The organism is Sphingobacterium corticibacter (assembly GCF_003076635.1).
Classification (GTDB): domain Bacteria; phylum Bacteroidota; class Bacteroidia; order Sphingobacteriales; family Sphingobacteriaceae; genus Sphingobacterium; species Sphingobacterium corticibacter.
In genome coordinates this window covers 17,639-30,354 of the sequence record NZ_QDKG01000007.1, presented here as the reverse complement: position 1 = coordinate 30,354, position 12,716 = coordinate 17,639, and the positions used below count along the sequence as shown (strand labels likewise).

Below are 12,716 nucleotides of genomic sequence, written 5' to 3'. Positions count from 1 at the left end.
TTTAACCCGTACTTTCACATCACATTACCCGAAGAAATTCACGTTATGTTTGCAAAGAAGATTCCTATCACCGCGCAACAGAAAAAATGGCTTTTCATTTCTCTGGCTGCTTTGTTGCTCTTGCTGGCGATTGGCTTTATCTATTATTTTTCGGTGCGTCAAGGTTTGTTAGACCGCGCGATGGTTCGTGCACAGAAACAATTAAAGGACGAGTATGGCCTTACGTTGCGCGTGGATGATTACGGCTTCGCCGGATTAAGTACCGTAGCACTAAAAGGCGTGACGGTGATTCCAGATTCTGCGGCGCAGTTAATGGCGGTGGAGCAATTGCAGGTATCGGTCGAGCTGTGGCCTTTATTGCGCAAGCGCATCAAGCTGGAGGCTGTTGGGATGGATCACGCTTCGTTGACCATGGTAAAAGAAGGTGATCGCAGCAACTACGATTTCTTGTTTCGTAAGAATAATGCCGCTACAAAAGATACGACCACTACGAAAAGTAGCTTAGCACAAAAGGTAGATCGTTTAATCCGCCAAGCATTCGATAAGATTCCATCCAATTTAGATCTGCAAGAAGTGCACGTGACCTATCAGGATAGCTCGGGCGTGCAAGGATTACACGTTCCCGAAGGGAAAATGCGCAACGGTCGCTATGACGTGGATGTATTCTTGAATGAGGTGAGTGATAAATGGAATCTCAAAGGCCAGATAGATAGCGATGATGAAGAGTTTAGCGTAACCGTTACGTCGGATCGCCCAGATATGGAAGTTCCTTTCTTGCGTAGTCGATTGGGCTTGGCAGTGCGTTTTAAAGAAGTAACCTTCGATCTGAAAGAGATCAAACGACACGGCAAAGATCAATTGAAATTGTCTGGAAATTGGGAAGTTGAACAATTGCAGGTACAACATCGCAGATTGTCCGAAAAACCCATCGTCGTACCTCAAGCATCTGCCGAAGGAGGTTTTTTATTAGCTGAGAATGCCGTGGAGTTGTTAGAAAACTCCTCGATCAAAGTGCGCGATTTTGTGGTGAAGCCAAAACTCAAATACACCCATACCCCAAGCAAATTGCTGGAATTATCTGTCAGTACAGGCAAGTTTGCGGCACAAGATTTCTTTGATGCGATTCCCAATGGCTTGTTCGAAACCTTGGAAGGCATTCAAGTAAAAGGCAATATCGCTTACCAACTGGATTTTAAAGTGGGTTTCGACAATCCGGAAGATTTGGTATTTCGCTCGCAGATGGATGATCGCGAATTGAAGATTGTACGTTGGGGCAAGGCCGATGTGGCAGCTTTGAATCAGCCATTTGTTCACGGCGTGTATGAAGATACCAGCAAGCTACGCGATATCGTAGTCGCACCGTCCAATCCCAACTTTCGGAATCTGACACAGATCGCGCCGATCTTGCAACGTACGGTATTGAATACCGAAGATCCGTTTTTCTACCAACACCACGGTTTTGAAGAAGAAGCTTTCAAGCTATCTATCGTGACCAATATCAAGGAGCGCGCTTTCAAGCGCGGCGCAAGTACCATTTCCATGCAGCTAGTGAAAAACTTATACTTAGATCGGAATAAAACCATGACTCGAAAGTTCGAAGAGATTGTGCTGGTTTGGCTGATGGAGCGTTCGAAAGTAGTCAGTAAAGATCGCTTGTTTGAAATCTACCTCAACATCATTGAGTGGGGCAAAAATATATATGGTGTTACCGAAGCGGCCAATTATTATTTTGGCAAAACGCCTAATGAGCTGAACATTGGAGAAAGTTTGTTTCTGTCCAGCATTATTCCTCGTCCGAAAACTGGTTTGTCATCTTTCGATTATACCGGGCATTTGAAACCGTGGGTACGCCGGCATTTTAATACTTATGGCTATATATTGTCTAAACTTAATCAGCTGAATGATGTAGAAGTGCGCGAAGCATACGGTTTTTACGGCGTTACGCTGCAACCCAATCTTCGACCGCCAAGACCGTACGGTGTCGTCGATTCTATCCCTTCATCGGATGATTTGCATGATCTCATAGACGGCATTGATGCAGAGGAGCAACAACGGCGTAGTTTGATAGAACGCTTGTTTGGTAAAAAAGAACAAGAAGAAGTAGAAGAAGAATAAACCCACAATACATGAATAATCATATTACGATTGACGATCTGGATTTTGAATTGCTGATCGATAATGACCAAATCCTAAAAAGTACCCGCCTCATCGGTATCGATATCAACGTGAAGTACGAAGATAAGATGCCGGTCTTTATTGGCGTACTCAATGGTTGTTTTATGTTTATGGCTGATCTGCTGAAGCAAATCACGATTCCATGCGAAATGTCTTTCGTAAAGCTATCTTCTTATCACGGCACGGAACAGCAGGATGTCAAAGAATTGTTGGGCTTAGAAATGGATTTGCGCGGGCGGCACATTATCATTGTGGAAGACATCGTAGATACAGGCAATAGCCTGAAACATACGATGGAAGCGTTGGAAAAGTTAGAGGTGCAATCTATCGCGGTCTGTACCTTATTGATCAAGCCGTCCTGTGTTGAATACGAGTTTGATAATATCCTGTACACTGGTTTCGAGATCGAAAAGGAATTTGTCGTTGGCTATGGTTTGGATTACAATGGCATGTGCCGTAATTTGATGCATATCTACAAACAAGTGCCGCTCAACGAAGAAGAAGATAACCGCGAAGCGGAATAAGCTTTTATCTAAACGAACAATCCATGACGTGATCGTTCACCATGCCGACCGCCTGCATATACGCATAGCAGATCGTGGTGCCGAAGAACTTCACACCGCGTTTTTTCAAGTCTTTGGCGATAGCGTCTGATATTGGCGTCGCTGCTGGCACTTCACTTAGCCCATGAAAGTGGTTGGTGATCGGCTGATTGTTGGGCATGAAAGAATAGAGGTATTGGTAGAAACTACCAAATTGCTCTTGAATGGCCAAGAAAATCTGCGCATTGGTGATCGTACTTTTCACTTTCAAGCGATTGCGAATAATGCCGGCGTCCAGTAATATCCTTTCCACATCATCTTCCGTGAATTGAGCAACAGCCACTGGGTCAAAATCCGCAAACACACGACGGTAATTCTCGCGTTTGCGCAAAATGGTGATCCAACTAAGACCTGCCTGCGCAGATTCCAATACCAGAAATTCGAACAATGTACGATCATCAGTCACCAAGCGACCCCACTCTTGATCATGGTAATCTTGGTATAATTCATCTTGGCCGCACCATCCGCAGCGTATGTAGTTTTGTTCTGCCATTCTATTGGTGAAATTACAAGTTTATTTGCAATAATTGCTATTCTTATATCTTCCTATTTATCTTTTGTCAATTCCCGATTAACTCTCTATTTTTACGACGGCATGCACATACGAACTTTTTGGATTTCCTTTTTTGCGACTTTGCTGATATTGCTGTCCTCTACCGAGCATAGTAAAGCCCAGCAATTTAATGTCGCCACAGATTCTGTCGCCCGATTGCAAGATAGTCTTCGTCAGGCATATGTGCAGGATTCTATCCGACAAGTTTACGCCACGCAATATACGGCACTCATATATGATAATCCTTATCGAGAAGGGTTTTTGGATCATCGGTTGCGAGAAGTTTTGAAAACCGCACCGGGTAGATTGTTGGTGTGGGATGAGTATCTTTCTAGATCTGGAAATGAAGTGATCGCAGCAGGGTTGGAGCGACCTCAACGACCTTTGTGGGTGTTTGGTACAGCGATGGCTTTGTTGTTTTTTGTAGGATTAATTCGTTTTATCTTTCCTGCAGATTTTCACATGATCATTGAGGCATATTACCGCGAACGTTTGTTACAGCAGATCAGCAAGGAAGATAGCATCACCACCTCATGGCCTTATATCTTCTTATATGCGGTTTTTAGCTTGACATTGGGCTTATTTATTGTAGTTTATATGTCTGGATTTCGGGATGCCCATTTCCTTACTTTTGCTAATTATCTGAAAGCATCAGGATTGATTGCGGTTCTCTTCATTCTGAAAATATTATTGGTACGTTTCGTTTCTTTTGTTTTCAATCTGCAACGGCTCGTTAGAGAATACATTACGGTTATATATCTGGTATATTTTAACAGTATCTTGTTTCTATTGCCTTTTTTGTTGTTTATTATCCTTTCCCCGGCGGCCTATTTTAATATTATATTAATTCTGTTCGTGATATCGATATCTATTATGTTTATAAACAGGGTTTTGCGAACTGTGTTGCATGTGTTTGGCCAGACGAGGTTTTCTATATCCTATTTAATTATTTATCTTTGCACCTTGGAAATTGCTCCAATCCTATTGCTGATTAGAGCCCTAGGCAACTAAATAATTTCATATTTATGCAGATTGATGTAGAAAGAGCAAAGAAAGTAAAGAGCATACTCGTGACTTTGCCAAGACCTGAAAATGATAAATCTCCTTATTTCGCATTGGCGGAAAAATATAATCTCAAGCTTGATTTTCGTGCTTTTATTCACGTGGAGGGTGTTTCAGGGAAGGATGTGAAGAAGGATAGGATCAATTTTTCAGATTACACGGCGGTGATATTCACCAGCAAAAATGCGGTTGATCACTTCTTTCGTGTGTGTGAAGAAATGCGCTTCGAGGTATCGGCAGATATGAAATATTTTTGTATTACGGAGGCTATTGCGTTGTATCTTCAAAAGTATATTCAGTATCGTAAACGGAAGATTTTCTTTGGTAAGCAGACCGCTAAAGACTTGGAAGATGTGTTGAAGAAGCATAATACTGAAAAATTTCTTTTCCCATGTTCGGACGTCGCCAACGAAGAAACACAAAATTGGTTGCAAGATAATGGTTACGATTCGACGCCGGTTGTTCTTTTTAAAACGGTGATTAGTGATTTGAATGATTTGAAGGAAGTTTTCTATGACGTCATAGTATTCTTCAGTCCTTCGAGCGTACAGTCTCTATTCGAAAATTTCTCTGATTTCGTACAAAACAACACGCGTATTGCGGCATTTGGCGCCACCACACAGCAGGCTTTATTAGATCATGGTTTGATCCTTGATATCCCGGCACCTACTCCAGAATCACCAAGTATGACGATGGCGGTGGAGCACTACATTAAGACAGTCAATAAATAGGCAATCGCCGAAAAACATAAAAAAGGATGACAATTGTCATCCTTTTTTAATAAAATGCATTCTAAGTAGTATCTACAGCTTATTTAGAATGATTCTCGTCACTTATCGATCTCAGATGCGCTTGGGCTGATTTTTGTAGTGATTATTTTTTATGTTTGTACTTATATAAAATAGTTGAGCTTGTGAAACTAAAACCAGTAGAAAGCATCGAGGGAATATCGGCTAAAGATTTTGTTAGAGATTATCTGAGCAAAGGTCAGCCTGTGCTGATCAAAGATTTTATACGTAAAGACAGCCCGTGCTGGACAAAATGGAACTATGAGTACTTTAAAGAAATAGCAGGGGACGAGAAAATAAATGTGTACGGACGTGAGGAGGAAGGACAACAACATGCTGCCAGCCCACCGATCGGACAAATGACCTTTGGTGAATACCTAGATCTCATTCGAAAAGAACCTACAGAACTACGTTTATTCCTGTTCAATCTGATGAAGATCAGACCTGAATTGAAGAAAGACGTGCTTTTTAATGATGTAACTGGGGGCAAGGTATTACAGTGGTTGCCTTATATGTTTTTTGGGGGTGAAGGATCTGCTACACGAAACCATTTCGATATTGATATGTCGCATGTATTTATATCGCAGTTTCAAGGCTCGAAGCGGATTTGGGTTTTCCCCAATAATCAATCCGAGCTAATGTACAAATTGCCTTATAACTTCCATAGTATTGTCAACTTGAAAACTGGCAACCCAGAAGAATACCCAGGCTTGAAATTGTTGGATGGCTATGAAGCAGTCATTAATCCAGGCGATACGCTGTATATGCCAGCTGGATGGTGGCACTACATTCAATACGATACCGAAGGATATTCTATCTCTGTACGGGCATTGCCTAATTCGTTATCCGAAAAAATCATTGGTGCACGAAATCTATTTGTAACCCGCCATTTCGATGATGCCATGCGTAAAATATTTAAAGATCGTTGGTTTAACTACAAGATCGATATGGCCAAGCGCCGTGCCGAGCGAGCTATTCGTAAGCGCACAAAGAATTAAATAAAAAAGGAAGACTTATTGTCTTCCTTTTTTTGTTGGACACTGCATCATGGAGTTAATCTTCACTATTGTAGTCCAGTCCTTCCATAACACTGTTGCGGTAGAATAACGTATATGGATCGCTCGGATACACATGCATATCTGCCTTGTGTTTGAATGGGACAGTTGGATCGAAGATTTCCTCTAAGGTTTTGCGTAGAAAGCCGACAAATTCCTCTTTCTGTTCGCGTAAATAATCGCCTTCCAATGCGCCCATATCCTTGCTGACGAATAGCGTACCATCTTCGCGCATACGGCGTGCGACATATAGATGCGGTTCTAGGTTGCGCAATCCCGTTTTCTCCTCGAACACATAGGTGTAAAACAGCGTTTGGATCAACGCCTTGTGGATGTCGTTGGTGCCTTCGGTTAGTGCAAACACAGTTTCCGCACTTTCCTCATCCGTTTTATTCTTCGCTTTTTTGAAAGCTACTTTATCAGCACCCGTTTTATAATCTACAATACGGGTTTTCACTTCGCCATCTTGCGTCACGACCTCATCAATTCGGTCAATGATGCCGTATATCTTAATGTATTCGGTTTTTCCTTGCACCGTAATCGGGAGGTCGAGGTAATAATCTTCGCTATTTTCCAATTCGATAATGCGAAATGATTGGTACTGCTCGATATCGTATTCCAAATACATACGAATGTAGGCCGAAGCGATCTGCAGCATGATGCGCTGCAAGCTGTTCAAATCAGCCGCCGTTTCGTACGTGGTATGGTATTGATGACCGATCTCTTGCACCACCATCGTTTCAATCTGTGGAATGTTTTCTTCTAAGCGCTTGGTAGCGACAAAGTCCCTCATTCCCCGATAAGGGGTGAAAATTTTTTCCATCACTTCGTGAATGATAGAGCCCAGATTGTTGATCTCAAATTCCTGAGATACCGAAGGCGGCTCTTTGATGCCGGCAATATGCTTTAGGAAAAACTGTAAAGGCGATTGCAAATAGGTCGTGAAGCCAGTAGCGGAGATATGGCTGGTCTTATCGCGCAGGTAATTGTTGTACAGGTTGTCCCAGATCTTTCCGGTTTTTTCAATAACCAATTCGGATTCTTGCACCGGGAAAGAAATCGGCTGTTGCTGTGTATGATGAACGATGTTAAATTGGCTCTCAAATGCCAATTGCTTGATAAATCGGCTTTCCTCGCCCGAACTATTCTCATCCACGATGCTATTATAAAACAGGTGAATGGATTGGCTGTATTGAAAATGACGATAGAAGATATACGCTGACAACGCATCTTGATTGGCCAGAATAGGCAATCCGTAAGCACGGCGCAGATTGTCAGGCAGGAAAGTTGGCGAATTGGTTGTTTTGGGTAAAATACCTTCATTGGCGCCCAAGATATAGACGTGGTCGAAGTTCAGACTACGGCTTTCTAACAAACCCATAATCTGCACGCCTTGCAGCGGATCGCCTTCAATGGCAGCCGAGATCGGCATCAGCGCTTTGCGAATTAGGCCGATCTGAAAAGGAATATTCAACGGGCCAATTTGATCCATCCCCAGCAAGAGTTGCTGCAGCACGCGTCGTGTTTCGAATAGCAAGGTATAATCGATCTGCAAAGCAATGCCCTCGCTGCTGGTCGATTCCTGCAGTTTTTCCAGCATCGCGACCATCGTCGGTATGAGTGCTTTCGATTCGGCGACCGGCGCAAAGAAATCGGGAACAACAGCGCTGCTGATCTGCAACACATCCAATCCTACTTCAAAAAGTTGCTTATCCAGTACTTCTTTCTGAATGCTATTCTTTTGTTCGCTGGCGATCTTGATCAGCGGATGGCTCAGGAAACTTTCGATAAGCGGGTAGGGCAGTTTATCTTTCTTGCGCCAGCTTACCTCTTCCTGCACAGTGAGCCATAGATCCAGCAAGCCGTATAAAGGCGATTGCATCAGCGGAAAACCAGTCGTGATGTTTACCTTGATAGCAGGCAAACTTTGCAAAAGCGGCACAAGTAAACTTTCATCAGCCAGTAAGATCGCGGAGGATTTGCCTTCTTGTTCGTTTTTCTCTAAGATTTGGTAAAGCAGCTTCGCTTGACTTACGCGTCCAAGTGCGGCATACAAATGGATGTCATCACGCCGTTGCCCAATTACATGTGGGGCTTCGCCCAATGAATTGACGAGTTGGCTTACATTCCGTCTGATAAAGAGTCCAGCTTCTTGCATCGTATCTTCGACGTAGTAAGCATCCGTATCAAAGTAGAATAAAGCTTTACCTTCGTCTTGCCATCGTTTGAACAAGGTCGATTCCACGCGGTTCAACGCATTAAACCCGACAAAAAGTACTTTCTTGTACGGAGCAATGAATTGCTGCTTGGTAGCACGGCCTTCGGCTAACTCCCGATACAGCGTCGGATAGTTTGTTTGCTTTTCTTGCGCCAAACGCACTTTGAAGCGACTGTATAATTGCGGCAACCGCTTCCACAATTGTAAAAATCGCTGCTGCACGCAGGTGTGCCCCGCCATGGAGAACGATTGCCAAAACTGGCGGATGTATCCTTGTTGTTCTGGCGTGAGGTGCTGGAATTCTAAATCAATCTTTCCCGTGTCATACAATTCGGTGTAAATCTGATCTACCGCGACCAATTCATAATCCAACTGACTGAAATCACTCAAAATCAATTCGGCAATGGGATAAAACTCTTCTGGACTTTCAGGCTCGCGACCTTCTTGCTGCAGCAGTTCATTATGAATCTCATACAGATAAAAGAATTGCCGCAAAGCGGAAGCATCTGTTTTGTCCGTCGCTTGTTTGAAAAACTCTTGAATGGTGAAAAACTGTGGCGACCAAATCGCTTGTCCATACACTTCAGAAAGATATTTCTTGAGGTAGGTGATCGGACGTTTATTATTGAACACGATGGCGATTTCGGACAGATCCTGTCCGAATCGCTGCTGTATATCTTCGGCTACTAATTGTAGGAATGGCTTCATGAGATTGTCTGCTGTAAATGTGTTGCTCGGCATGGCTATACGACCTCCTGTAATTGATTAGAAATGGCGTAATACAGGAATCCCTTCACGTTTTGATAGCCCAAATTGCGCAGCGCCTGCATGTATTTGTCAACCTGCGCTTGATGCCCGACATAATCGCCTTGCGTAAACTTAAAATCAAGCACGATGGTATCTGTAGCGTTGGTAAATACCTTGTCCGGACGAATTGTTTCCCCGTCTTTGGTGATAATGCTCGATTCATTCCAGATTTTGTAATCCTGCGTGAGCCATTCGCTGATGCGGGGATGATGCCATACTTGATAAATGTGCTTGCGCAATTCTTCCTTATCGTCTTTCGCCAAGATTCCTTCTTCAATGTATTGTGCGATGCGGGATTCGATCTCCAGTTCGCTCGCCACTTCAGATAGAATTTCGTGTGCCATGATGCCGTATTGCGCTGCTTTCTCTACTTGCGGTAGCGTAGCTAATGATCGGCGGCTGGATTTGCTCCAAGCTTGATCTAGTTCTGCAGAAATCGGATATTGGGAAATCGTAATGCTATTGTTGTCTGTCGAAATAGCAGCTTCTGTTGCTTTAGTAGCGGCCGAATCGTGAATCCGGAGTTCCGCATCTTCCACCAGAAAAGGGCTAGTGGTGGTATCCAACACTTGATAGAGTGCATCGCTGATGTATTCGTTTTTAATTTCCAATCCGCTGATTTCACCAGTCTTTTTGTCGATCGTTTCTTTGAAAAATGGCGCCGTGATGTACAAATGTTTGATGGCGCGCGTCGTGGCGACATAGCAGGTATTGAGCGCATCCATATAATTGAACAGCATTTCTTCGAAATACTGTTTGTAGAAGAGTGACTGCCCTAAACTGGATGTGTATTTTAGTGGGATTTTGCCCAAAGCTTCGAATGGTGTGCCATCGGCGTCGATCCAAAAATCGCCTAAGGCCATGCCATCAAGCTTCCAAGCCGCAAACGGCAACATCACCACATCGTACGCCAGTCCTTTGGATTTGTGTACCGTAGTGACTTCGATCGCATCGATCTTGCCGCCTGATGGTAGCACGGCACGATGGCCATCTTCTTCCCAGTACGTCAAGAATTGATGGATACCGCGCTCGCCATTGGCCGAAAATCCAGCGACCAAGTCTTTGAAAGCTAATAAATACGGAATATGAAGATTGTCTGGCTCGGTAAAGCCAAAAATTTCGATTAATCGCTCGATGAGTTGTACCAAAGGCAGCTTCGGCCATTGATCCCAAAACTCAATCAATTGAGAAGGTAAGATGGCGTGTAAACGCTGTATGTCATTCTCCCGAAATAATAACCATTGATCTTGATCGAATACTTCTTGGCGTTGCAGTATTTGGTAGAGATAAGCCATGTTGGCTTTGTGTACCGTGTGCTTGGCAGAATTATACACCAAGGCGCGCAGCGTTTCGATGAAAAGCTGAATCGCATCATTGGCCTGTAAACTGAGGGCATCGCCAGAAATCACCTCAAAGGATAGATTGGTGCTTTGCTTATAAGCCATCAATGCCTGAATCACATCCTGTGCTTCTTTGTTCCTGCGTACCAAAATACCAATCTGATTCGGGCGGTATTTGCCTGAGGAAATCCATTCGCCAATCTGCTCACACAATTTTTGTGTTGCATCAGCGGCCACACGGTTGCTGCGGTACCGGCCGTCGGTCACCGGAAGATAGACCAGATCAATTTCGCCTTGCGGCTTATCAGATCCTTGTTTTCCAGCAGGAACGGCTTGATGACTGTTTTCATACGCTTTGATCAACATATGGTCGTTGCCAGATTGATGCCACCAGGATAAATCTTCTTCGTTCAAGGCTTCTTGGACCTGTGCATTCAGTACTTGTTGCAAGTGTGTCGGTAATCCCGCGTAGATGTAATTATTGAATTGAATAATGTTGGGCAAGCTACGGTAATTTACGTCCAACGTTTCGCTTGCGATAAAGCCAGGCTTGTCCTGTTCGCTCAAATGAAATGCTGCTCTAACCTGTTCTTCCACTTGCTGCAGCAAAATGCGCCAGTCACCATTGCGCCAGCGATAAATACTTTGCTTTACATCGCCCACCACCAAATGCTCGCTCAGCTGTCGGTCGGCATTTCCCAAAGCATTGATGAGCAAAGGGCTGTAGTTTTTCCACTGCGTGCGGGAGGTATCTTGAAATTCATCAAACAGAAAATAGCGAAAACGACTGCCGATCTTCTCCCAAATAAAGGTAGGATCGTTGTGGGCATCCAATCCGAGCTTGCTAAGCAGTAACTGCGAATCGGAGATGAGCTGTGCACTATTTTCTTTGCGCCAGCGCGCCAAGAGATCACTCATTTCTTTGAGCAAGCGCAAGAAATATAAGTTGGCCTGCACCGATTGATACGCCACGAAAGTCGGGAAGAGTTTTTCCAGTTCAGTCATGTTCTGTAGCACGGGATTGAACTGAGCCATCAAATCGTGGCGTACTTGCTTTTGCTGATCGGTGAAAGCATCTTCGTTGTCGATAAGTTTGGTGTATCTCTCAATGGTTGCTTTGAGCTCACTGGCAGATAACTTATGTACTTGTGGTCGTAGTTTGCTAGCCGCAAAAAGTGGATTGCGCGATTTGCCTTTGAGCTCGTCGCCTTGCACTCCTGATGCGGTATACGTTTCTTGAAAAGTGCGGATAGCTTCGGCCAAGGCGTCGGTGTAGCCTTTGGTCATGGTTGCGCTTTCCTGATTAAGGCTCTCAAAAACTTGGCGCGCATCGTTTTGCAAGATGTGGGCGTCAAACTCTTGGAAGTTTTCTGAAAAGATCAACCCCGCCAAGGATAGGAGTTGCTGGCGATAATTCCAGTTTTCGTTGTTGGCGATTTTCTTCTCGGCGTATTCGATGATCCATTCCAACAAATCCGGACGATCGTCTAGCAATTGATTGAGCATCACGGTGAGTTCGGCCTTCACCTTGTTGATATTCATCTCCACCTTATAGCCGGCATCCAGGTGCAACTCGTAAGTGAAGCTGCGGATTACCTTTTGGGAAAATCCATCAATGGTACTCACGGTGAAATGGCTGTAATCGTGTAATATCCTCCGATATACTTGGTGTGCCTTCTGTTGGATGCTAGTTTCCGTCCATTCGGGCGATTGTGTTAGCAGGATATTTCTGAAGTCGGCAATTTTGCGATCTTGATTGCCCTCGGCCAACCCTTGCAGCACGGAAAGAATACGCTCTTTCATTTCTGCGGTGGCTTTATTGGTAAAAGTAACCGCCAAAATCTCGCGATAGCTATTCTCATTGTGTAATAGCAGTGTGAGATAATGAATGGTCAGGCTAAAGGTCTTACCCGAGCCGGCGGATGCTTTCAGAATCTTTAATGGAGGGACCGTCTTCATACTGTGAAGGTAACAACTACCGCTGGCATTTGGAAAAAGCAGCAGCAAGCTCGATTGATAGATTTCATTTTGTCTTTACCAATCAAATAGTTACCTTTGCGTCCCCTCTTGTGATAAGCTCGGGGGATATGTTGAATACATAAATAATATTAAAGAA

The 12,716-nt window shown here is 43.9% G+C and carries 8 protein-coding genes; 5 read left to right on the top strand and 3 right to left on the bottom strand.

Annotated features, from left to right (window positions below; genetic code table 11):
* Nucleotides 1-45: 45 nt before the first annotated feature.
* Complete coding sequence (locus DC487_RS15320; protein WP_116776852.1) at nucleotides 46-2,115, top strand: transglycosylase domain-containing protein; 2,070 nt, start codon at nucleotides 46-48, stop codon at nucleotides 2,113-2,115.
* 11 nt (nucleotides 2,116-2,126) lie between these two features.
* Nucleotides 2,127-2,699, top strand: a complete 573-nt coding sequence (gene hpt / locus DC487_RS15315) for a hypoxanthine phosphoribosyltransferase (protein ID WP_116776851.1) — start codon at nucleotides 2,127-2,129, stop codon at nucleotides 2,697-2,699.
* A 4-nt stretch (nucleotides 2,700-2,703) separates the two neighbouring features.
* On the opposite strand, the gene DC487_RS15310 is transcribed toward hpt, so the two are convergent.
* The gene (locus DC487_RS15310; protein WP_116776850.1) at nucleotides 2,704-3,270 is read right to left on the bottom strand and encodes a DNA-3-methyladenine glycosylase I; all 567 of its coding nucleotides are present in this window, start codon (nucleotides 3,268-3,270) and stop codon (nucleotides 2,704-2,706) included.
* A gap of 102 nt (nucleotides 3,271-3,372) precedes the next feature.
* On the opposite strand from DC487_RS15310, the gene DC487_RS15305 reads away from it, so the two are divergent.
* From DC487_RS15305 to DC487_RS15295, 3 genes are all read left to right on the top strand, one after another.
* A complete protein-coding gene (locus tag DC487_RS15305; RefSeq protein ID WP_116776849.1) occupies nucleotides 3,373-4,341 on the top strand; it encodes a DUF4271 domain-containing protein in 969 nt (322 codons plus the stop codon).
* Between the two features lie 14 nt (nucleotides 4,342-4,355).
* Complete coding sequence (locus tag DC487_RS15300; RefSeq protein WP_116776848.1) at nucleotides 4,356-5,123, top strand: uroporphyrinogen-III synthase; 768 nt, start codon at nucleotides 4,356-4,358, stop codon at nucleotides 5,121-5,123.
* A 182-nt stretch (nucleotides 5,124-5,305) separates the two neighbouring features.
* Nucleotides 5,306-6,178: a cupin-like domain-containing protein gene (locus DC487_RS15295; RefSeq protein WP_116776847.1), complete on the top strand. Its 873-nt coding sequence runs from the start codon at nucleotides 5,306-5,308 to the stop codon at nucleotides 6,176-6,178.
* Between the two features lie 55 nt (nucleotides 6,179-6,233).
* Here DC487_RS15295 and DC487_RS15290 read toward each other — a convergent pair whose 3' ends face one another.
* Nucleotides 6,234-9,194: a PD-(D/E)XK nuclease family protein gene (locus tag DC487_RS15290; protein ID WP_116776846.1), complete on the bottom strand. Its 2,961-nt coding sequence runs from the start codon at nucleotides 9,192-9,194 to the stop codon at nucleotides 6,234-6,236.
* 2 nt (nucleotides 9,195-9,196) lie between these two features.
* Nucleotides 9,197-12,559, bottom strand: coding sequence for a UvrD-helicase domain-containing protein (locus tag DC487_RS15285; RefSeq protein WP_116776845.1), 3,363 nt, complete (start codon nucleotides 12,557-12,559; stop codon nucleotides 9,197-9,199).
* Nucleotides 12,560-12,716: the final 157 nt, after the last annotated feature.

Coding starts and splice junctions, on each gene's coding strand:
- DC487_RS15305 (WP_116776849.1), top strand. CDS start 3,373: ATGCACATACGAACTTTTTGGATTTCCTTTTTTGCGACTTTGCTGATA.
- DC487_RS15285 (WP_116776845.1), bottom strand. CDS start 12,559: ATGAAGACGGTCCCTCCATTAAAGATTCTGAAAGCATCCGCCGGCTCG.
- DC487_RS15310 (WP_116776850.1), bottom strand. CDS start 3,270: ATGGCAGAACAAAACTACATACGCTGCGGATGGTGCGGCCAAGATGAA.
- DC487_RS15320 (WP_116776852.1), top strand. CDS start 46: ATGTTTGCAAAGAAGATTCCTATCACCGCGCAACAGAAAAAATGGCTT.
- hpt (WP_116776851.1), top strand. CDS start 2,127: ATGAATAATCATATTACGATTGACGATCTGGATTTTGAATTGCTGATC.
- DC487_RS15300 (WP_116776848.1), top strand. CDS start 4,356: ATGCAGATTGATGTAGAAAGAGCAAAGAAAGTAAAGAGCATACTCGTG.
- DC487_RS15290 (WP_116776846.1), bottom strand. CDS start 9,194: ATGCCGAGCAACACATTTACAGCAGACAATCTCATGAAGCCATTCCTA.